Source organism: Arthrobacter sp. Bz4 (assembly GCF_003075455.1).
Taxonomy (GTDB): Bacteria; Actinomycetota; Actinomycetes; order Actinomycetales; family Micrococcaceae; genus Arthrobacter_D.
This window is the reverse complement of record NZ_QDAE01000002.1, coordinates 1-19,709: the sequence shown is the minus strand read 5'-3', so window position 1 is coordinate 19,709 and position 19,709 is coordinate 1. Positions and strand designations below refer to the sequence as shown.

The window sequence follows — 19,709 nt, the reverse complement described above, 5'->3', positions numbered from 1 at the left end:
CCCTAGGTCCGGGGGCGCCGGGAGATCAGAATGTTCCCCTTGGCATGATGAAGAATGGCTTGGGCCGTCGAACCGACAGCACCCATAAAATTGCCCTGCCCCGTCTCGCCTACCACCACAATGCGCGCGGACTCGGCGGCTTCCAGGATTGTGCCGGCCACCGAATGGCCAGTCACCAGCACGGATTCGATCTCCACGCCCGGGGCGGCGGCGCGGGCTCGAAGCGCGGCGGCGGCGAGGATCTGCATAGCTCTCACATCCGAGCCGGGGTAGGAGTGATTCCGTCCGAACAGGCGGATGTCGTCGCGCACGTGTATGAGCTTGAGCGGAGCTTTCCATAGGGCGGCGAGGGCGATGGCGTCGTCCAGTGCAGTATCGCTTTTCGGGGAGCCATCAAGGCCGATCAGCACTGATCCGGTTGCATCGGTTTGCTGACGCACCACCACCACAGGACAGGACGCCGTATTAGCGAGTTTGAGGCTGACCGAACCGACCAGCAGGCCCATGAACCCACCCAGTCCGCGGCTTCCGACCACCACCAGGTGGGCGTTGCGTGACATCCGGTCCAGGATTGCCGATGAAACCCCCGAGATGAGGCTCGCCTTCAGGTCCAGCTCGGGAGCGAGCCGTCGCGCTTCGGCTTCCCCCTCTGCGACGATCGCCTCCGCCGCATGCCGCAATCCGCTGTCGGCGACGCCCTCGACCGGCCCCAGATCGTCAGTGAACAGGGGCCAGATCCAGCAGTGCACCAGATGGAGGGTGCGGTGTTCCAGCATCGCCTGCGCCACCGCCCACTCGAGTGCTGTGCGGGACTGAGCTGAACCGTCGTAGCCAACAACGATGCTGTTCTTCATTCATTACTACTTTCATTAGGGGGTGATGTTTCCGGGCCATGGGCGATCAGTACCGGACAGGATGCATGCTCGGCAACGGCCGAACTCACGGATCCCAGAAGCAGTCCGACGAAACCGCCGTGTCCCCGACTCCCGACGATCAGCATCTGCGCGGCACGACTCTCGTCAATCAGCACTCCGGCTGGTGGGCCCTGCCGGGTCAGTGCCGTGACATGGGCGGGCGGTTCGCCGTCGAACGCTTTCTCCAACGCATTGGACAGGATGGTTTTGGCAACGCTCTTTGGATCCCACCCGGAGACCGGGAATTCGTAGTAGGTGAAGGGGACCTGCCAGGCGGCAATAGCCCGGATCGAGGTGGCGACGGTTGGTACAAGCCGCTCCGCCCACTGCAGTGCGAGAACTGACGATGGTGAGCCGTCGACCCCGACGACGATGTACTTGTCTTCCATGGTTGCCCCCTCTTGTTGTCCTCCCACCATGCATCAGGAAGCCGGCCGGGGCCAGAGGCTTTGGTCCCGGCCTTCAATACTGCGGGACGCTGCCTCAGAGGGACGCTGCCTCAGGGGGTGGTGTCCGGCGCCTCCCGGTTTCGGGCGACGTGGCTGCGGGCATGTTCCACGGCGGGTTCCAGGGCGGTAAAGAGGTGGTTGTGGTGACGAAGAGATTCAAGGACGCCAACCCGGGTAATGAGTCGCAGATGACGATCCTGGACTCCCTTGACCAGAACTGTAATGCCGCGGCGCTCCAGGGTATTGACGAGATCCGCGATCACCCTTGCGCCGGTCGCATCCAGCGACTGCAGCTGAGACATTCGAATGATCACCACCTCAACATTTTCGATGTCGCTGACCCGTTCCAGGACCCGCTCGGCGGCAGCAAAGAAAAGAGCTCCCTCGATCCGGTAGACGGCGATCCTTGAGTCGCCGTCCTGGACTGGACCGGAGATTTCCTCCCGGTGCACCCCGCCGGACTTGACCAGGGCACGTAGGGCGAAGAACGCGGCCACCAGCACGCCGATTCCCACCGCCTGGATCAGATCGAAGGAAACCGTGACGACTGCTGTCACGATCAGGACCACAGTGTCTCCGCGGGTTGAGCCCACCACGCTGCGCAGGGTGGAAAGTGAGACCATCCGGACGGCCGTCACCATCAGCACTCCAGCCAGGGCAGCCAGGGGGATGCGCGCCACGGGGCCGGTCGCCAGATAGACCACAAAGAGCAAAACGAAGGCGTGCGTGATTGCCGCAAACCGGGTGCGCCCTCCCGAGCGGATATTCACGGCTGTGCGGGCAATCGCACCGGTGGCGGGCATGCCGCCGAAAAACCCGGACGCCACCGATGCCAGGCCCTGGCCGAAAAGCTCCCGGTCCGCGTCATAGGAGCCGGTGTCGGAGATCGAGGTGGCAACCCGGGCGGAAAGCAAGGACTCGATCGCCGCGAGAATGGCGATGGTTGCTGCCGGTCCGGTCAGTACAATCACCAATTCCCAGTCCCAGCCCGGCACCGTGGGTGCCGGCAGGGAATCGGGGAGGGCCCCGATCCGCGCGACCGGCATCGCCAGCAGTTCAGCCATCACACTCGCTGCGATGATGGCGATAAGGGAGCCCGGAAGGCGATGGTGGAGCCGCGGTGCGCCGATCATGATGAGAGCCACCACCGCAACGAGCGCCCCGGCTGCCAGAAACTCGGCCGTTGAGGCGGTCCCTGCGGCCTGAAGTGCAGAAACGGCCGCATTGCTGCTTGGCCCCGCATCCTCACCGATGGCGGCTGGCACCTGCTGCAGGAAGATAATGATGGCGATGCCGAGGGTGAAGCCCTCAATGACGGGCCACGGCAAGAACGAGACCACCCGTCCCAGCTTCAACACACCCGCCGCGACCACCATCACGCCGGCGAGGACGCTCACCAAGGCCAGCGCCTCGATCCCATGCGAGGCGATGACTGGACCCAACACCACGACCATCGCACCGGTAGGACCGGACACCTGAACGTGGGAGCCTCCGAAGATTGCCGCCACCAGACCCGCTACCACTGCGGTGATGAGGCCACTGGCGGCGCCCGCGCCGGAGCTGACCCCGAACGCGAGCGCCAACGGCAGTGCCACAATTCCGACCGTCAGGCCAGCGATGAGGTCACCCCGCCAGGTCCGGGGCAGCTGGGCGTAGTCCCGGACCGAAGGGAGCAGTGCCCGGACTGTCGGGAGGATCCTCATCTGTTGTCTCCGTCGACAGTGGTGGATCCGGTGGCCGTCGAGTACTCAAGGTCTTCCTTCGTGGCGTTGAGCACGTTCTGGAGGAGTCCCCGGGCTACCGCGAGCAGTTCCGCCGCCAGCGGATCGGCAAGGGTGTAGAACTGCTGGAGTCCGCGCCGCTCCGACTTCACCAGTCGGTAGCGTCGCAGCACCGATAGGTGCTGGGAGAGATGAGAGGCCTCCAAGCCTGTCGCCGTCAACAGATCCGAGACCGAGACCTCGGGTGCGGCTGAGAGAAGTTCCAGGACGCGGATCCGGACGGGATGGGCGAGTCCCTTGAAGAGGTTCGCCTTTACTTCGTAGAGGGGTGCGCGGAAGTCGGCGTACTCCGGTGGTGAATCCTTCATTGACCTTCACTCCAACTAATTGACTATTTGATGATTCTATCATTCAAGAGGGGTACAAAGACCCTTACTCAGCGAGGCAGTCAGAGTGCACACTGGAGAAAGCTGCTGCAATCCTGCCGTGCTGACGAGAGAGGTACCCCATGGAAGCAGCTGAAGCAGTGGATCAACGCCACAAGGGCCAATCGGGCCCCAAACACTTGGCGCAGGTCGCCGAACGAACAGGGCTCTCCGCCGCCGACGTCGCTGTCCGTGTCGAATCCGGTCAGACCAACAACGTCCCGGACCAATCGAGCCGTAGCCTTTGGGACATCTTCAGGGCCAACGTCCTGACGCTCTTCAACGCCATTGTTGCGGGCAGCTTTTTACTGCTCCTCTTCCTCGGACAGTGGCGGGATGCGCTGTTCGGGTTCGCTGCAGTCGGCAACGCGCTGATCGGCGTCGTGCAGGAGTTCAAAGCCAAGAAATCCCTTGACCGTCTCGCGGTTCTGAACGCCCCACGGGCAAGGGTCCTCAGGGACAGCACGGTCCAGGACGTCGACGTCAAAGACGTCGTCAAGGACGACATTCTGGTACTCCGCGCCGGGGATCAGGTCCCCGCCGATGCGGTGATCCTGGAGGCCGAGGGTCTTGAGATCGACGAATCTTTGCTGACCGGAGAATCAGAACCTGTCGACAAGGTGATCGATGATGAGGTGTTGTCGGGCTCCAGCGTTGTGAGCGGGCAGGCTTGGGCGATAGTCAACCGAGTCGGCGCTGACTCCTTCTCCAGCCGTCTGACCGCCGAAGCCAAACGCTTCTCCCTGGTTCACTCAGAAATCAGGCAGGGCCTGAACCAGGTCCTGCGTTGGATCACCTTCGCGCTGCTGCCCGTGATGGCCATTGTGGTCAACGGTCAGATGCAAAGCCAGGGCGGATGGGAACAGGCGATCACCACCGGCGCCTGGAGAACAGGCGCGGTGGGTGCCGTCGCCAGCGTCATCGCCATGATCCCCTTGGGGCTGGTGCTCATGACAAGCGTCGCCTTTGCCGTGGGAGCCGTGCGCCTGGCCCAGCAGAACGTGCTCATTCAGGAACTGGCGGCTGTCGAGGGACTGGCCCGGGTGGACGTCCTATGCCTCGACAAGACAGGAACGTTGACCGCGGGGAAGATCGTCTTCGACGAGGTTCACAAAATTGGGACCGCCCCCCAAGAGGGATGGAAACAGGCTCTTGGCTGGTTCGGGGCAGACCCGAACGCCAACGCCACCGCCCGGTGTCTGGCCGACGCCTTCGACGACGACGGTTCGCTCAGCCCGGTCGCATCGGTGCCGTTCTCCTCTGCACGGAAATGGAGTGCGGTCAGTTTTCCCGACGGCACACCAGCAGCCGGAACGTGGCTCCTGGGCGCCCCGGAGATCGTGCTGGAGTCGAGCACGTCGAGCACCCCGGCGGCACGGGAAGCGCTGGACGCCGCCTCGCGTCTTGCTGGTTCCGGTCTGCGCACCCTCGTTCTGGCTTATGCACCCACTCCACCAGCGGTCCAGAATGATGATGAAGCGGTGCTTCCAGCCGACCCCGCCCCGGTGGCCCTGTTGACCTTTCGTGAGCAGGTCCGGTCAGACGCCGCCCAGACGCTCGCCTACTTCACGGAGCAGGGCGTCTCGCTGAGGATCATCTCCGGTGACGACCCCCGAACCGTCGCAGCGGTCGCACGGGAGGTGGGCGTGGCCACGGACGCAGGCTTCGACGCCCGGGAGCTTCCCGAAGATCCCGAAGAGTTGGCCGAAGTGATGCAGCACCACACGGTCTTTGGCCGGGTGACGCCGGCCCAGAAGAAGGGCATGGTCATTGCCCTGCAACGTCGCGGGCACGTTGTGGCGATGACCGGCGACGGCGTCAACGACGCGCTCGCCCTGAAGGAAGCCGACATTGGTATTGCCATGGACTCGGCCGCCGCCGCCACAAAGGCCGTCTCACGGCTGGTGCTGCTGGATGGTCGGTTCGACCGGCTCCCGGGCGTCGTCGCCGAGGGGCGCCGGGTGATCGCCAACATTGAACGCGTATCGATGCTGTTTTTGGCCAAAACGGCCTACGCGGTCATTCTCTCGATAACCTTCGGAGCGCTGCTCTGGGACTTCCCCTTCCTGCCCCGGCAGCTGTCGGCCACTGATGGAATCACCATTGGTATTCCTGCGTTCTTCCTGGCGTTGATGCCCAACACCCGCCGCTACCGCAGCGGATTCTTGAAGCGTTCCCTGTCCTTTGCCATACCGGCGGGGCTCATCATTGCGCTCGCCGTCGTCGCCATCAACACTTATTCGCGGTGGACAGACACCGGCACCACCGCTGAGGTGCGGACCGCCGCCGCTCTGGTTTTGGCGTTGATCGCACTATGGGTGTTGGTTGTCCTGTCACGTCCGCTGAACCGCTGGCGGGTGCTGATCATCGGGGCGATGTTCGTGGGGCTGGGGCTGGTGCTGACGGTGCCCCTGCTCAGCGACTTCTTCGACTTCACCGTGCCGGGGTGGAACCATCTCGTGGCGTCGGGCGTCGTCGCACTGCTGGGTGGAATAGCTATTGAAATCCTGTTCCGGCACCACCGGCGGCTCCTCGCCGCGCCCGATGACACCCCAGAACGGGCCCTAAGACCCTAACGCTCACGAGCAAGTGCGGGTGAGACTGAAGGAAGCAGCTGCAACCTTGCCGCGCTGACACGGGAGGCACATCATGGAAGCATCTACCTCACCCCGCATCGTCGTCGGAGTTGACGGCTCCGAGCAATCGATTGCCGCACTGCGTTTCGCCCGGAAACTTGCACCACCATTCAACGCGGTGATCCAGGCGGTCAGCACCTGGGATTACCCGCCAGAGTACGCAGGCTATGTGCCGATCGGTAGCGACAACTTCGAGGAAATCACCCACAAACACCTCGATACTGCTGTGCAATCAGCGTTCGGGGATGACCCGCCTGAGGGGTTGGAGAAGGTCGTACTCTTTTCCCACCCGTCCAAAGGGCTGGTCAAGGCGGCTGAGGGAGCGGTGATGCTCGTCCTGGGACGCCGTGGGCACGGTACTTTCAGAGGCCTGCTCATGGGATCGGTCAGTGGCGCCTGCGTGGCCCACGCAAAATGCCCTGTCCTCGTGGTCGAGGGTTCAACAGGGGAAATGCCCGAGGATCACGCGTGAGGGCGCTGCATTATCGCACAGTCGGATCGGCCCCTGAACTCGTTGACATTCCCACCCCAGTCCCCGGACCCGGACAAGTCCTGCTGCGCGTAACCGCGGCCGGTGTCTGCCATTCCGACCAATTCATCATGGATCTTCCCGCGGACCAGTACATCTATGGTCTGCCGCTCACGCTTGGCCACGAGGGCGCAGGCACCGTCGAATCCTGGGGTGCCGGGGTAACCGGGCTCCAGGTGGGTGACTCCATGCTCGTCTACGGTCCGTGGGGTTGCGGGCGCTGCTATACCTGCGCCCAAGGCAACGAGAACTACTGCGAGGTAGCGGCAGAGCAGGGGATCGCACCCCCGGGCCTCGGCGCGCCGGGCGCCATGGCCGAGTTCATCCTGGTCGACGACCCCCGGCATCTGGTGCCCCTCGGCGACCTCGACCCGGTGGCCAGCGTGTCACTCACCGATGCCGGGTTGACCCCGTACCACGCCATCAAGCAGAGCCTGCCGAAACTGGTCCCAGGCTCGACGGCGGTGGTCATCGGCGTAGGCGGGCTCGGCCACGTCGGTGTCCAGATCCTTCAGGCGCTGAGCGCGGCGACCATCATCGCCATTGACACCTCAGAGCAGAAACGTGCTCTCGCGCTCGACGTCGGCGCCGACCATGTGCTGGCCCCCGGGGAGGAGGCCGAGGCGCAGATCCGGACTCTTACCGGCGGCAAGGGTGCCACCGCGGTCTTCGACTTTGTGGGTACTCCCGTCACCACGGGGTTCGCGTCCCGGGTGGTCGGAATCGGTGGGGACATTGCCGTTGTGGGGGTTGGAGTGGGCACCGTCGACGTCGGTTTCTTCTCCACGCCGTGGGACGCCCAGGCACGTGCCCCCTACTGGGGATCCAGAGCAGAGCTGATGGAAGTGGTGGAACTGGCTCGAGTGGGGAAAATCCACGTCGAGTACGAGCAGTTTTCTTTGTCCGATGGACCTACGGCCTATGAGCGGCTCCGGGCCGGAACGCTTCGCGGCCGCGCGGTCATCGTCCCCGAAAGCACCACCTCGTGAGCGACACAGCAGGCGCTGACTTCGCCGAGGACCGGCCCATCGTCGTCGCCTTCCGGGACGGGCTGACCGGCCCGGCGCTTCTGCGCTGGGCCGTGCGGCGCGGCCACCAAACCGGGCAGCACATTACGATGCTGCATGCCCTTCCCGACCCGTCACTCATGCTCCCCGTGGCAGCGGGTGGGACACCGTACGGCAGCCTGATCGCTGCGGCTCGCCAGGCGCTCGATGAGGAGTCCCGGAAGGTGTGCGCCGACTATCCCGACGCACACGTCACCGCCAACGTGCATTGCGGCGACATCGTGGACGCCCTGGTCAGCCTCTCCGAGGATGCATCGCTCCTCGTTGTTGGTGCTGACCGGCTGGACGGAAAGACGGGCGAATACCTCGGATCCGTCGGGCAGCAGGTAGCCCTCGGCAGCACCTCTCCGGTAGCAGTGATCCCGCGTGACCCCAGCGCCGGCTCCGACAACGACGGCGACGTGGTGGTGGGTGTCGATGGCTCGGCGGAATCGCACGACGCGTTGCGCGTGGCAGCGGCCGAAGCCAGCCGGTCGGGTCACGGGCTCAAAGTCGTCACCTCAGCGACAGATACCACAGCTCCGGAGGTCAGCGGAACCGCTTCGGTGCTCGCGCAACTGAAGGTAACCTATCCGTCGCTCACCGTAACAAGGGTTCTCGATGACGAGCGGCCACCCGTGGAGTCCCTCCTGTTCCACGCCGCTGACGCGTTCCTGCTGGTGATTGGGCGGCACGGTCGGGGTGCCCGACCGGGAATTATGCTGGGCTCAGTGACTCACACGCTGCTGCTAGCTCCACCGTGCCCCACCCTGGTAGTTACTCTTCGCTCGCTACCGGCATCTCCTGCAGCTGGGGGGCAGGCGTAACGTCGAAGCTCCGACCGGTGACACTCGTGGGCACTATCCGCATAAAGCGGTCCTTCCGCCCGGGCTCCCACGGGTGTAGAGGAAGGTGGATCGTGGACATCAGTTCGGCGGTGCGTTGAATGGTTGATGCATTCCCTTTGATGACCACGCTCCAGGCTCGTGACCCGTCCTGCAGGACACCATCGGCCTCGAACGCCACCGGAGCGCCTTCGGCTGCCCGCTGTTTTGATCCCTCAGAGGTACGGAACACCAGCGTTCCGTGGTCTACCTGCGCATTGATGGGGAAAATTTCGGGCTGTCCGTCGACGCACAGGGCCATCCGACCGTAGGCGGTGCCGCGCAATAGCTCCCAACAGGTGTGGGCCGGTAAAACGGATGTGGGTGTATTCTCGGAGTCCATAGCCCGACAGTAAGGTCGGACGCCCCGCACCACTAGGGCCGGAAGACCTAATCCGCCGGGTCAGCCTCCGTATGCTCCTTCATTTTCACCACGACAACGAATCGAAGGCCAGGGTTCAACTCACTGGAGTCGCACAATGAGTCCCATCCGAACCACCCCAGTCACAGATCCCGATGACGTGCCCCCTCCGCTGAAGTCCGCGGGGGAAATTGACCATCTGCTGGCAGGATTCGCTGCCATCGCGGAAAACCAGGGTCTGCAGACCGTGCTGGAACGGGTGGTGGAGGCGGCCTGCCGGCTGGTGGACGCGAAGTACGCGGCCCTTGGTGTTATCGGTCCGGACGGAGTACTGAGTCATTTCATCACCGTGGGCCTCGACGGGGACCAGATCAGCCAGATCGGTGCACTGCCCGTAGGACACGGGGTGCTCGGGCTGCTTATCAGCGAGCCGAAACCACTTCGCCTCGAAGACCTCCGCCAACACCCCGCATCCTTCGGGTTCCCAGCGGGTCATCCCCAGATGACGTCCTTCCTCGGTGTGCCGATCAGGGTGCGCGACACGGTCTTCGGCAACCTGTATCTGACCGAAAAGAACGGCGGTGGGGACTTCTCCCAGTCCGATGAGGATCTGACGGTTGCCCTCGCGGCGGCGGCCGGGGTGGCCATCGAAAACATGCGCCTCTTCGAAGCTGAGACGAGACGTTCCCGATGGTTGGAATGCGGACAGGATGCGGTTCAGGCGCTCCTGAACTCCTCCTCGGAGCTGAACCTCAGCGATGTGGAGATCGTTGCCGAACACGCGAAGGCTGCCTCCGGCGCATCCCTAATCCTCATCCTTACCCGGATGGCGCCCGACGAGGCCTTGTATTGCGAGGTGGCTCTCGGCCTGCACGGCGACAGTTTTCGCGGGCGGCTTGTGGGTGACGGGACGGCCCTCCGCAAGGTAACGCTTCCGTTCAGGGATACAGCAGTTCTCAACGGGCGCGACCTCCAGGACGTGCTGCCCAATTCAGAGCCCGATGTGTTCGACGCCGCCATGTACACCCGGATCACCGACCGGGGCAGCCACGCCCGGTTCCTGGTCATTGCCCGCACCAAGGATGATCCGCCGTTTTCGCCCGTGGATCAGCGAATGGTTGCCGCGTTCGCCTCCCAGATTTCCACGGCCCTGGAACTGACCCAGATGCAGATCCAGCGCGAACAGGACGCCGTCTTCGGAGACCGGGACCGGATTGCCCGGGACCTCCACGACCTGGTCATTCAGCGGATGTTCGCCGCCGGACTCAGTATCCAGAGTCTTCGAAAGCATGTGGTCGGGGATGAGCCCCTCGCCCGGATCGCTTCCGTCACTACTGAGCTCGACGCGACCATCGGTGAACTGAGGGCCACGATCTACTCGCTGCAATCGGTGACGAACAGCGAGGACAGTCTGAGCTCACGGATCCTCGCGCTTGTCCGCCGGTCCCTCGACGGTTCCGACGTCGAACCGGTCATCCACTTCTCCGGACCACTCGACACCGTGGTCCGGGTGGCGACGGCGGCCCATGTGGAAGCAATCCTTCGGGAAGCACTCTCCAACGCGCTGCAACATTCTCAGGCCACCACCATCATGGTGACGCTGTCTGCGAGCACGGATTCAGTCAACCTGCGGATCGCTGACAACGGCCAGGGATTCGAGCAGACCGGGCGTCGCAGTGGGCTGCGGAACATGCAGCAGCGGGCTGAGGAACTCGGCGGAGAGGTCAGGATCGAATCCTCCCTGGGCCACGGCACCACCATCGACGTGATACTGCCCCTGAGCTGACGATCCGGTGAGCAACCTGGACAGACCGCGTCAACCTGGGCGTTTTGGGTGGAGATTGTGGGCACCGATGTCCAGGTTGCCCACCGGAACGGGTTAGAGGACCGCGGCGCGCGGAACAGTCGGGCTGACCGGGACTGGAGGGCCGGGCGGGCTAGGTGCGCGGGCGCGAAATGTAGACGGCCGCCTGTGTCCGGCGCTGGAACCCGAGTTTTGCCAGCACGGAGGACACGTAGTTCTTGATGGTCTTCTCGGCCAGGAACAGTTCGGCGCCAATTTCCCGGTTGGTCATCCCGGCCCCGATCAGCGCCAGCACCTTCTTCTCCTGGACGGTCAGGCCCGCGAGGCGCGGGTCCTCGGGCTGCACGGCGGTGAAACCGGCAATAACCCGTGCCTTGACGTCCTCATCGAACAGCGACTCCCCGTTGGCTGCACGACGCACCTTCTCCAGAAGGTCCGATCCGACAATTTCCTTGAGAATGTAGCCGGCAGCGCCAGCCAGGATGGCGCCCCGTACGGCGTCGTCGTCGTCGTAACTGGTGAGGATCACGCACTGCAGCGACGGGTCCACTGACCGGACATCACGGCACACCTCGATCCCGTTTCCGTCGGCGAGGCGGGCATCCAGAATGGTCACATCGGGTGCCAGGGCTGGAATGTGGCGAACTGCCTCAGCAGCAGACCCGGTTTCGCCTATGACAGCAAACCCTTCGCCCTCCAGGAGATCCCGAAGCCCACGTCGGACCAGTTCATGGTCATCCAGAAGGAAGACCGTGACCGGTCGGGTTGGCTCGGGCGTTTCTAGCGTCATCATCGTCTTTCATCATCGGTCAGTTGTTCAATCATCGGTGGCGACACTCTCGAACAGCAGTGCCATAAGACCCGACCACCGGGAATGGGTGCGGAATTATTCGGTGGACCACTGGCTTGCCGTAGATAGGACAGTTCACTCGAGCGGGTGCTGTCACACAAATTGCACCACAAGGAGACCCGATGAGTCACAACGAACAGGCGCCCCTGTCCGACACGCAAACAGGCGGTATCGCATTGGTGGTCGGCGCCTCCGGCATTGCTGGGTCAGCCCTGGTAGAGAAACTCGCTGGCGAGGGATGGCAGGTGCTCGCCATGTCTCGGAGCGAAGGAACCCCGAAAGCCAACGTGCGGTACGTTCCGGCCGACCTATCCTCGCCCCAGTCGCTGAAGGACGCGCTCGCTGATGTTGCACCCACCCAGGTGTTCTTTACCGCCTGGGCCCGCCAGGACACCGAGGAAGCGAACATCCGGGTGAACGCCGCGATGCTGCGCAACCTCCTGGAGGCTCTGGCCGGAAAGCCGGTGGCGCACGTGGCGTTGATGACCGGGCTGAAGCACTATCTCGGGCCGTTCGAAGCCTACGGCGAGGGCGAGATGCCGGACACGCCGTTCCACGAAGAAGAGCCACGGTTGCCGGTCAACAACTTCTACTACGCGCAGGAGGACGAGCTGTGGGCCGCCGCTGCGGCGCAGGGCTTCACCTGGTCGGTGCACCGCGCGCACACGGTTATCGGGCACGCTGTTGGCAACGCGATGAACATGGGATTGACCCTCGCAGCCTATGCGGCGCTGTGTAAGGAGTCCGGCCGCCCCTTCATTTTCCCGGGCTCTGAAACCCAGTGGAATTCCCTGACTGACATGACCGACGCCGGACTCCTCGCCGACCACATGGTCTGGGCAGCCACGTCGCCTAACGGGGCCAACGAAGCCTTCAACGTGGTCAACGGCGACGTGTTCAGGTGGCGTTGGATGTGGCAGCAACTCGCTGCACACTTTGGGGTCGAAGCCGAAGGGTTCCGAGACCAGCCACGGCCACTCGAGGTCCAGATGGCCGGAGCCGACGCGCAGTGGCAGGAACTCGTCACGGCTCACGGGCTGGCGGAACCGCGCCTGGACCGGGTGGCCTCCTGGTGGCACACCGACGGCGACCTCGGCAGGAACCTAGAGGTAGTCGCCGATATGAGCAAGAGCCGCATCGCCGGTTTTACCGGCTACCGCCGCACGCTCGACGCGTTCACCGACCTCTTCGAGCGCTACCGTGCGGACAAGCTCATCCCCTGAGCTAGCGGCGGGCGGCAGCTTCAAGAGGTGAGGAGCGCCGCCACCCGATAGCTGGGGCCACATGCGCTGCAACGTTCTCCAACAGCTTCGCGTTGTAGTCCACGCCCAACTGGTTGGGGACGGTGAGCATCAGCGTGTCTGCCGACTGGACGGCGGCGTCGTTGGCGAGCTGTTCAGCGATGACGTCCGGCTCCCCGATGTAACTCTTCCCGAACCGGGACAGGGCGCCGTCGAGCACTCCGACCTGATCGCGGGTTTCCCGCAGGGCGCTCAGCGCAAAGTATTGGCGATCCTCGTCGCTGACCAGCGGAATGACGCTGCGGCTGACCGACACCCTGGGCTCAAAGGTGTGGCCCTGTTCGGCCCAGGTGTCACGGAACATCTGGATCTGCTCGGCCTGCAGTTCGTCGAACGGCACGCCAGTGTCCTCGGTCAACAGGGTGGAGCTCATCAGGTTCATGCCCTGTTCGGCCGCCCAGACAGCGGTCTTCCGGGTGCCGGCGCCCCACCAGATCCGTTGACTCAGACCAGGAGACTGCGGCTGGATGGGCAGCAGACCGCTGCCCATCCGAGGATCGGCCTCGGCAATGCCGGCACCGCTGATTCCGTAGCGGAACACCTCGGTATGGCGGCGTGCCAGGTCGGCGTACTCCTCGCCGTCGACCGGAACGTAGCCGAAGGTCGCGGCGCCATTAACAGCTGGCTCGGGCGATCCCCGGCTGATGCCCAACTGCAGCCGGCCGCGGCTGATCAGGTCCGCCGCGGCCGCTTCCTCCGCCATGTAGAGCGGGTTCTCGTACCGCATGTCAATGACGCCGGTGCCGATCTCGATACGGCTGGTGCGGGCGGCGACGGCGGCGAGCAGCGGAAACGGCGAAGCGTGCTGCCGGGCAAAATGGTGCACCCTGAACGATGCCCCATCAATGCCGATCTCCTCCGCGGCCACCGCCAGGTCGATGGCCTGCAGCAGCGCCTCACCTCCGGTGCGGGTTCGCGATCCCTGCGCGGAGGACCAGTTACCAAAGGATAGAAAACCTATTCGCTTCATACCCGGATCAACCCGTTGCGGTCCCGACGCATTCCCGCTGCTCGTCCAGAGGGATCGCCCCGACCGAGCGACTAGATGATGTTTCGACCGGCCTTCCGGGATTCAGACCAGTCCTTGAAGAAGCCACGGCAGACGGTCCAGAGGACCCCTGCAACGATGACCGGCCAGATCAGCACATACACGGTGAGAAGGATTGTTTCCATGGTGATCTCCTACTTTCGGGCGGACAGCGTGGCGCCGTCCAGGTCGTCGTCAGGGGTGTTGCTGGCGTCGTCGGCCACGGGGTCATAGTCGCCGATGCGCTGTTTGATCAGGGCGAAGTCGAAGTCCTGTTTGCTCCTGACGGACATCAGATAGCAGACGATGGTGCTCACGGCGTAGGCCACCAGCGAACCGGTGAGGACCGTGTAATCGTGCAGGAACCCGATGACGAAGGGGGCCGAGGCAAGCGCGGCGACGGCGCCAGCGATTTTTGCTGGTTTCAGGCCGAAGAAGCCAAACACCATCAGGCCCAGGACAATGCCAATTCCGGCAGCCGACAGGATGTCGAACAGGATCCCGGTGACGCCGTCCATCGAGAACCAGGAGAACCTGACGGGGATGAAGACGGCCAAGGCCACGACCACCGACGTCGTAAACGCCCTGTTGGTCACCTTGTTCCAGTAGAAGCTGGCGATGACCGGGAACACGAGGGCCCCCCACAGGGCTCCCACGAAGACCAGCAGGTCGAGGATGTCCATTTGTTGACTGGCGAAGATCAAGGCCGCGGCAGTCGCCACGATCATGGTGATCCGGCCGACCAGCAGCATGGTTTTGGGGTTGGGTTTCGTCGCAATGTTCTTGCCGTAAACGTCGGCCATCATGATCGAGGACAGTGCGGACAAGTCCGAATCGGCGGTGGAGGACAGCGCGCCGAGGATCATCACAAAGAACAGGCTCAGCAGTACGGGGCCCAGGTAGGTGGATGCCATCTGCGGGATCAGGTTGTTGACGTCGCCGCCGGTGGGGCTGATACCCAGGTACAGGGCCATCACCCCGATCATGCCGATGCCGATCACGGTGGCACCGTAACCAACTGTCGCGGTGACGAAGGTCTTCTTGATCAGGTCCTCGCGGACAGCGAACAGCCGCTGCGCGATGGTCTGGTTGCCGATGGCGTAGGCCAGCACAGCAGCGATATAGGGAGCACCCTGGTTCAGGAACGCGTCACTCGAGAAGAAGTTGGACTGCTCGGGGGTCAGGTTACCGGCCCCCTGGGTGAACATGCCGGGACCTCCGGCAGCGAAGAACACCACCGGGATGATGATCGCGACGGCGCCCAGCATGGCGACCACCTGCGCAAAGTCGGTCAGTACCGAGGCGCGGAAGCCGGACCACAGCGTGTACATGAGGACGCCGACGGCGACGGCGAGTACACCCTGCCCGAAGCTGAAGGGGGAGAGCAATGCTACGAGGGCGCCTCCGGCAATAAAGTTGGAGGTCAGGCTGATCACGCTGCCAACGATGTTGGAGCCGGCGAGCATCAACTGGCTGGACCGGCCGTGGCGGGCGTGCATCACCTCGGCCAGAGTGTGGGCTTTCGGCGCTACTGCGCGGATGCGTTTCCCGAAAGGGTAGATGAACAGGATCATCAGGCACCCCACAGCCCGTAGTGGATTGGCCCGGAGATGCCGTAGGTGTAGCCCGAGGTGGCGGATGCGTACATTGAAGCCGCCCAGATCCAGGTGGCAGTCATGCTCGCAGCGGAGATACCGAAACCCACCTTGTTGCCGGCGGTCATGTAGCCGTCGGCGTTCTCCTTCTTTTTACCAATGTAGGCGGACACCAGCAGGGTGCCACCGTAGAGGAGTACAAGAAGCAGAATCACCATCCATCCACTTAGTTGATACAACTCAGCATCGTTAGGCACTGTGATCCCTTCGTCACGACGAGCAACGCTTGCAACTCGACATCGTCATCACGCTGGCCTCCTGTGGGCCGTCCCCTCCGCAAGCGTTCCAGGCGCGGAGACCGAGCCCCGAATGAGGGCGCAAGCGCGTCAATCCCGTAGAAAATTACCTGAGGCAATCAAACAGAGCGCATAGCTATGTCTTTCGGCGGCGCGCGGCCAACCGATTCGTGGGTGTTTTGTACCCATACGGGGGCAGGTGCTCTGCAATCTTCGCCGCTGATCAATCCCAATAATGGGGGAACGGTTACTCGCGGGCAGGCGTCCTGCAACGCAGTCAGGCTAGCATGCTTCCGGCGGAGGGGACCTTTGGGCAAGTAGTGGCGCCGGGCAGTGACGATGGCGAGGTGGCCGTCGTCGACGGCGCGGACGACGGCCACTCGGGGGTCCGCTGAAACCAGTAATCCTCGGATGATGCCTGATAGAGCAGTATCATCCGAGGATTGTTGAAGGGTTAGGTGGTAGGGGGTGAGCCTCCCGAGCCTGGCTCTTAGCCGCGGTCGGTGTAGCGGCCCTCTGAATGTTCCTGAATGGACCGGTTTGATGAGGTTACGTAGGTGCCGCGGACCTGGACCGTCCCGCCGCTACGGGTAGTGACGTAGGTTCCCTCGGCTGGGGTGCCGGAGGTCGGCGTCGTCACGTAGCGCCCACCGAGCAGGGGCATCGGGCGGGCGGGGGTGACTGCTGCCCGATGGGCGGCGGCCGGGCGTGTGGTGGTGGTGCGGTTCATCAATGACATGGTGAAGCTCCTATTTTTGGGCGCGGCGAAATTGCCGAACGGTTCAGCGTTGAAGTGGTGATTTTGGGCAGAACTGATCACGGAATGCCGCGTCAGCGGGCCGTGAGAATGAGAAGTGGCTTAGCCGGTTTCGGGTGAGCCGTTGGTCTGGCAAGTGCGACACAGGCCGTTGAAAGTGACCTCGGCCGAGTAAATGGTGAAACCTGAATCATCGGAGGGGGTGAGGCATGGTGCCTCGCCGATCACGCAGTCAACATCCTGCACCAACCCGCAGCCAACGCATGACAGATGGTGATGGTTGTCGCCCACCCTGCACTCGAACAGGGCGGGAGAATTGGGCGGGTCGAATCGTCTGACCAATCCGGCACCGGTGAACGACGCCAGAATCCCGTAGATAGTTTGGGCCGATATTTTGCTCAGGCTCTTTCGTGCTTCATTAAAAACCTGATCAGCACTTGAATGGGGTGCGCTCTGGAGAATCTCCAACACCGCCACTCGAGGCGCAGTCACCTTCAGTCCCGACTCGCTGATAATGGCCCGAAGAGCATCGGGTTGGGTCTGCGAGGCGGTACCTTGTGGCATACCTCTACTGTACGGAGTTGTTTTGATTAGGTCAAAACAACTCCGCGGTAGCCTTGGACAATGACTGAACGTTACCGGTACGACGTCGAGGTGCTGCACCTGCTCGTCTCACCGGCCCACGCCTACTTTGGCCGCGCCCGCGACGGTGCCGCCGACGTGCCCACGACCGACGCCGACCGGGTAGCCCTGGTAGCCGGGAAGGGAATCGTCGGGGACCGGTTCTTCGGCAAGGCCGCACACATGGACGCCGCGGTGACGGTGATGGCGGTGGAAGCGCTCGAGGATATTGCCAGTGGCCTGGCCGCTGAACCTTTTGATCCGTTGCTGGCCCGGCGGAACGTGATTCTGCGGGGTGCCCAACTGCATCCGCTGCTGGGTCTGGAGTTTGAGCTGGAGTCCGCCGGCGACGTCGTGCGGTTGAAAGCCGGACGGCCCGCGCATCCATGCGTGTGGATGGATCGTATGCTGGCGCCGGGAGCCCACGCGGCGATGCGCGGCCGAGGCGGAGTGCGCTGTCAGGTGCTGGCGGACGGGGCGCTGCACCGCGGTCCGGCGGTACTGGTGAGCCCGGTTTTACTGGAACCGGACCGCGCTGGGGAGGCCACGATCCGGCGTCCTTCACGGTTGCCCTGATCGTTTCACGCCACCGCTGAGGAATACGTCGCCGTCCACTGGCGTTGGGTGAGGGGGACCAAATTTTTCCGCAACCAATTCTGCAGGAGCTTATCTATGCCTACGACCGTCAACGCTTACGCCGCGCCATCCGAGTCCGAGGACCTCATCGCCACCACCATCGAGCGCCGCGACGTCGGCCCCGACGATGTGCTGATCGACATCAAGTTCGCAGGAATCTGCCACTCCGACATCCACACCGTCCGCGGTGACTGGGGACCCCAGACCTACCCGTTGGCGCCAGGACACGAGATCGCCGGGATCGTCACCGAGGTCGGCTCCAACGTCACCAAGCACTCCGTCGGCGACCGCGTGGGCGTCGGCTGCATGGTCAACTCCTGCGGCGAGTGCAAGAACTGTGAAGCCGGCGAGGAGCAGTACTGCCTCAAGGGCAACACCGGCACCTACGGCGCCAAGGACCGCGACGGCTCCATCACCCAGGGTGGCTACTCCACCCACATTGTCGTCACCGAGGACTTCGTTATCCGGATTCCCGAAGGTATCGACCTCGACGTCGCCGCACCGCTCCTGTGCGCTGGCATCACCACGTTCTCGCCTCTGAAACGCTGGGGCGCCGGACCAGGCAAGAAGGTTGCAATCGTAGGCCTGGGCGGACTCGGCCACATGGCCGTGAAGCTGGCCGCAGCGATGGGCGCCGAGGTAACGGTGCTTTCGCAGTCACTGAAGAAGCAGGAAGACGGGCTGCGTCTGGGGGCCAAGCACTACTACGCCACCAGTGACGAGAACACCTTCTCCGACCTCGCCGGCTCCTTCGACCTGATCATCAACACGGTGAGTGCCACCCTCCCCATCAGTGACTACCTGGGTCTGCTGGCTCTCGACGGCGCGCTCGTCAACGTTGGAGCGCCGGCCGAGCCGCTGCCCGTCAACGCATTCGCCCTGATCGGTGGCCGCCGTTCGTTCGCCGGCTCCCTGATCGGTGGCATCCGGGAAACCCAGGAAATGCTGGACTTCTGCGCCGAGCACCACCTGGGCGCCGAGGTGGAGGTCATCTCCGCAGACAAGATCAACGAAGCCTACGAGCGCGTCCTCGCCTCGGACGTCCGCTACCGCTTCGTCATCGACACCTCAACGCTGAACTAGCGTTTCGCGTTAGTGAACCCCCGGCAGGAGCTACTCCTGCCGGGGGTTCTCGCGTTAAACTCGGGGCTATGACTGCGCACCTGAACATCACCGACGATCCCGCCGCCGACAGGTTGCTCTCCGAGGAGCCTCTAGCCCTGCTGATCGGGATGCTGCTGGACCAGCAGGTGGCGATGGAAACGGCTTTCGCTGGCCCGGCCAAGATCAAGGACCGGCTGGGCGCGTTCAACGCGGAGACGATCGCCCACAAGGATCCCGACGAATTCGTTGAACTCTGCCGCACGCCGCCCGCCGTGCACCGCTACCCGGGGAACATGGCCGCGCGAATCCAGACGCTGTGCGCCACTTTGCTCGACGACTGGGATGGCGACGCGTCCCAAATCTGGAGGAGGGACAACCCCGACGGTGCCGAGGTCTATAAGCGGCTCAAGGCACTGCCCGGTTTTGGGGAACAGAAGGCCCGAATCTTCCTTGCACTGTTGGGCAAGCAATACGGGTACGACGGCGACGGCTGGCGTGAGAGCGCGGGCGCGTACGGCGAGGAGGGCAGTTACCGCTCAGTCGCCGACATCGTGGACCCCGAATCCCTCACGAAGGTGCGTGAAACCAAGCGTGCGGCGAAGGCAGCGGCGAAGGAGGCGAAGGCCTAGCCGTGGTTTCCGGTGCAAAGTAGCCTCCCTCCTCTTCCGCCGCGCGAGTGGCGGCGTCAAGAGTCTCGTCGCGGTGAGCAATCCAGACAAAGGGGGTCTACCCGGAGATCGGTGAGGGAAAAGC

The 19,709-nt window shown here is 63.6% G+C and carries 19 protein-coding genes and 1 pseudogene; 9 read left to right on the top strand and 11 right to left on the bottom strand.

Annotation, left to right across the window (positions count from 1 at the left end; translation table 11 throughout):
- Nucleotides 1–2: 2 nt before the first annotated feature.
- The 4 genes from DDA93_RS01945 to DDA93_RS01930 form a co-directional block, all read right to left on the bottom strand.
- Nucleotides 3–854 (bottom strand): universal stress protein, encoded by an 852-nt coding sequence (locus DDA93_RS01945; RefSeq protein ID WP_024475889.1) that lies wholly within the window; start codon nt 852–854, stop codon nt 3–5.
- On the bottom strand, nt 851–1,303 hold the full coding sequence (locus tag DDA93_RS01940; RefSeq protein ID WP_019484150.1) for a universal stress protein: 453 nt from the start codon (nt 1,301–1,303) through the stop codon (nt 851–853). The genes DDA93_RS01945 and DDA93_RS01940 overlap by 4 nt, the downstream gene beginning before the upstream one ends.
- A gap of 110 nt (nt 1,304–1,413) precedes the next feature.
- On the bottom strand, nt 1,414–3,066 hold the full coding sequence (locus DDA93_RS01935; RefSeq protein WP_024475888.1) for a SulP family inorganic anion transporter: 1,653 nt from the start codon (nt 3,064–3,066) through the stop codon (nt 1,414–1,416).
- Nucleotides 3,063–3,452, bottom strand: coding sequence for a metalloregulator ArsR/SmtB family transcription factor (locus DDA93_RS01930; RefSeq protein WP_024475887.1), 390 nt, complete (start codon nt 3,450–3,452; stop codon nt 3,063–3,065). The genes DDA93_RS01935 and DDA93_RS01930 overlap by 4 nt, the downstream gene beginning before the upstream one ends.
- A gap of 140 nt (nt 3,453–3,592) precedes the next feature.
- Between DDA93_RS01930 and DDA93_RS01925 the strand changes: the two genes are divergently transcribed.
- The 4 genes from DDA93_RS01925 (at nt 3,593) to DDA93_RS01910 (ending at nt 8,547) form a co-directional block, all read left to right on the top strand.
- Nucleotides 3,593–6,085, top strand: coding sequence for an HAD-IC family P-type ATPase (locus DDA93_RS01925; protein ID WP_116777954.1), 2,493 nt, complete (start codon nt 3,593–3,595; stop codon nt 6,083–6,085).
- A 73-nt stretch (nt 6,086–6,158) separates the two neighbouring features.
- Nucleotides 6,159–6,617 carry a universal stress protein gene (locus DDA93_RS01920; RefSeq protein ID WP_019484154.1) on the top strand — a complete coding sequence of 153 codons (459 nt, stop codon included), beginning with the start codon at nt 6,159–6,161 and terminating at the stop codon, nt 6,615–6,617.
- Nucleotides 6,614–7,663, top strand: coding sequence for an NAD(P)-dependent alcohol dehydrogenase (locus DDA93_RS01915; RefSeq protein WP_019484155.1), 1,050 nt, complete (start codon nt 6,614–6,616; stop codon nt 7,661–7,663). The genes DDA93_RS01920 and DDA93_RS01915 overlap by 4 nt, the downstream gene beginning before the upstream one ends.
- Nucleotides 7,660–8,547, top strand: a complete 888-nt coding sequence (locus tag DDA93_RS01910; RefSeq protein ID WP_019484156.1) for a universal stress protein — start codon at nt 7,660–7,662, stop codon at nt 8,545–8,547. Before DDA93_RS01915 ends, DDA93_RS01910 begins: the two co-directional genes overlap by 4 nt.
- On the opposite strand, the gene DDA93_RS01905 is transcribed toward DDA93_RS01910, so the two are convergent.
- On the bottom strand, nt 8,498–8,947 hold the full coding sequence (locus DDA93_RS01905) for a pyridoxamine 5'-phosphate oxidase family protein (RefSeq protein ID WP_116777953.1): 450 nt from the start codon (nt 8,945–8,947) through the stop codon (nt 8,498–8,500). The two genes, DDA93_RS01910 and DDA93_RS01905, sit on opposite strands and share 50 nt — an antisense overlap.
- 136 nt (nt 8,948–9,083) lie before the next feature.
- On the opposite strand from DDA93_RS01905, the gene DDA93_RS01900 reads away from it, so the two are divergent.
- The gene (locus DDA93_RS01900) at nt 9,084–10,751 is read left to right on the top strand and encodes a GAF domain-containing sensor histidine kinase (RefSeq protein WP_116777952.1); all 1,668 of its coding nucleotides are present in this window, start codon (nt 9,084–9,086) and stop codon (nt 10,749–10,751) included.
- Between the two features lie 151 nt (nt 10,752–10,902).
- Here DDA93_RS01900 and DDA93_RS01895 read toward each other — a convergent pair whose 3' ends face one another.
- Nucleotides 10,903–11,562: a response regulator transcription factor gene (locus DDA93_RS01895; RefSeq protein WP_116777951.1), complete on the bottom strand. Its 660-nt coding sequence runs from the start codon at nt 11,560–11,562 to the stop codon at nt 10,903–10,905.
- Nucleotides 11,563–11,741: 179 nt separating this feature from the next.
- Here DDA93_RS01895 and DDA93_RS01890 point away from each other — a divergent pair, with 179 nt between their 5' ends.
- A complete protein-coding gene (locus DDA93_RS01890; RefSeq protein ID WP_116777950.1) occupies nt 11,742–12,842 on the top strand; it encodes an SDR family oxidoreductase in 1,101 nt (366 codons plus the stop codon).
- 1 nt (nt 12,843) lies between these two features.
- Here DDA93_RS01890 and DDA93_RS01885 read toward each other — a convergent pair whose 3' ends face one another.
- From DDA93_RS01885 to DDA93_RS01870, 5 genes and pseudogenes are all read right to left on the bottom strand, one after another.
- Nucleotides 12,844–13,890 (bottom strand): LLM class flavin-dependent oxidoreductase, encoded by a 1,047-nt coding sequence (locus tag DDA93_RS01885; RefSeq protein WP_116777949.1) that lies wholly within the window; start codon nt 13,888–13,890, stop codon nt 12,844–12,846.
- A 71-nt stretch (nt 13,891–13,961) separates the two neighbouring features.
- Nucleotides 13,962–14,093, bottom strand: a complete 132-nt coding sequence (locus DDA93_RS16600) for a putative transporter small subunit (protein WP_019484161.1) — start codon at nt 14,091–14,093, stop codon at nt 13,962–13,964.
- Nucleotides 14,094–14,102: 9 nt separating this feature from the next.
- A pseudogene (locus DDA93_RS01880) lies at nt 14,103–15,760 on the bottom strand (sodium:solute symporter family protein).
- A 568-nt stretch (nt 15,761–16,328) separates the two neighbouring features.
- Nucleotides 16,329–16,577, bottom strand: coding sequence for a hypothetical protein (locus DDA93_RS01875; protein WP_019484163.1), 249 nt, complete (start codon nt 16,575–16,577; stop codon nt 16,329–16,331).
- A gap of 120 nt (nt 16,578–16,697) precedes the next feature.
- The gene (locus DDA93_RS01870; RefSeq protein ID WP_024475884.1) at nt 16,698–17,159 is read right to left on the bottom strand and encodes a Fur family transcriptional regulator; all 462 of its coding nucleotides are present in this window, start codon (nt 17,157–17,159) and stop codon (nt 16,698–16,700) included.
- A gap of 60 nt (nt 17,160–17,219) precedes the next feature.
- On the opposite strand from DDA93_RS01870, the gene DDA93_RS01865 reads away from it, so the two are divergent.
- The 3 genes from DDA93_RS01865 (at nt 17,220) to DDA93_RS01855 (ending at nt 19,585) form a co-directional block, all read left to right on the top strand.
- The gene (locus DDA93_RS01865) at nt 17,220–17,792 is read left to right on the top strand and encodes a hypothetical protein (protein WP_019484165.1); all 573 of its coding nucleotides are present in this window, start codon (nt 17,220–17,222) and stop codon (nt 17,790–17,792) included.
- A 96-nt stretch (nt 17,793–17,888) separates the two neighbouring features.
- A complete protein-coding gene (locus DDA93_RS01860; protein ID WP_019484166.1) occupies nt 17,889–18,935 on the top strand; it encodes an NAD(P)-dependent alcohol dehydrogenase in 1,047 nt (348 codons plus the stop codon).
- A 68-nt stretch (nt 18,936–19,003) separates the two neighbouring features.
- Entirely contained in the window at nt 19,004–19,585 is a 582-nt protein-coding gene (locus DDA93_RS01855; protein WP_019484167.1) for an HhH-GPD-type base excision DNA repair protein, read from the top strand.
- The last annotated feature ends 124 nt before the right edge of the window (nt 19,586–19,709 follow it).

What these genes read in the sequence shown, in the direction of transcription:
- DDA93_RS01855 (WP_019484167.1), top strand. Translation starts at nt 19,004, where the DNA reads ATGACTGCGCACCTGAACATCACCGACGATCCCGCCGCCGACAGGTTG.
- DDA93_RS01940 (WP_019484150.1), bottom strand. Translation starts at nt 1,303, where the DNA reads ATGGAAGACAAGTACATCGTCGTCGGGGTCGACGGCTCACCATCGTCA.
- DDA93_RS01945 (WP_024475889.1), bottom strand. Translation starts at nt 854, where the DNA reads ATGAAGAACAGCATCGTTGTTGGCTACGACGGTTCAGCTCAGTCCCGC.
- DDA93_RS01865 (WP_019484165.1), top strand. Translation starts at nt 17,220, where the DNA reads ATGACTGAACGTTACCGGTACGACGTCGAGGTGCTGCACCTGCTCGTC.
- DDA93_RS01895 (WP_116777951.1), bottom strand. Translation starts at nt 11,562, where the DNA reads ATGATGACGCTAGAAACGCCCGAGCCAACCCGACCGGTCACGGTCTTC.
- DDA93_RS16600 (WP_019484161.1), bottom strand. Translation starts at nt 14,093, where the DNA reads ATGGAAACAATCCTTCTCACCGTGTATGTGCTGATCTGGCCGGTCATC.
- DDA93_RS01925 (WP_116777954.1), top strand. Translation starts at nt 3,593, where the DNA reads ATGGAAGCAGCTGAAGCAGTGGATCAACGCCACAAGGGCCAATCGGGC.
- DDA93_RS01920 (WP_019484154.1), top strand. Translation starts at nt 6,159, where the DNA reads ATGGAAGCATCTACCTCACCCCGCATCGTCGTCGGAGTTGACGGCTCC.
- DDA93_RS01890 (WP_116777950.1), top strand. Translation starts at nt 11,742, where the DNA reads ATGAGTCACAACGAACAGGCGCCCCTGTCCGACACGCAAACAGGCGGT.
- DDA93_RS01935 (WP_024475888.1), bottom strand. Translation starts at nt 3,066, where the DNA reads ATGAGGATCCTCCCGACAGTCCGGGCACTGCTCCCTTCGGTCCGGGAC.
- DDA93_RS01930 (WP_024475887.1), bottom strand. Translation starts at nt 3,452, where the DNA reads ATGAAGGATTCACCACCGGAGTACGCCGACTTCCGCGCACCCCTCTAC.
- DDA93_RS01870 (WP_024475884.1), bottom strand. Translation starts at nt 17,159, where the DNA reads ATGCCACAAGGTACCGCCTCGCAGACCCAACCCGATGCTCTTCGGGCC.
- DDA93_RS01875 (WP_019484163.1), bottom strand. Translation starts at nt 16,577, where the DNA reads ATGTCATTGATGAACCGCACCACCACCACACGCCCGGCCGCCGCCCAT.
- DDA93_RS01885 (WP_116777949.1), bottom strand. Translation starts at nt 13,890, where the DNA reads ATGAAGCGAATAGGTTTTCTATCCTTTGGTAACTGGTCCTCCGCGCAG.
- DDA93_RS01900 (WP_116777952.1), top strand. Translation starts at nt 9,084, where the DNA reads ATGAGTCCCATCCGAACCACCCCAGTCACAGATCCCGATGACGTGCCC.
- DDA93_RS01860 (WP_019484166.1), top strand. Translation starts at nt 17,889, where the DNA reads ATGCCTACGACCGTCAACGCTTACGCCGCGCCATCCGAGTCCGAGGAC.
- DDA93_RS01905 (WP_116777953.1), bottom strand. Translation starts at nt 8,947, where the DNA reads ATGGACTCCGAGAATACACCCACATCCGTTTTACCGGCCCACACCTGT.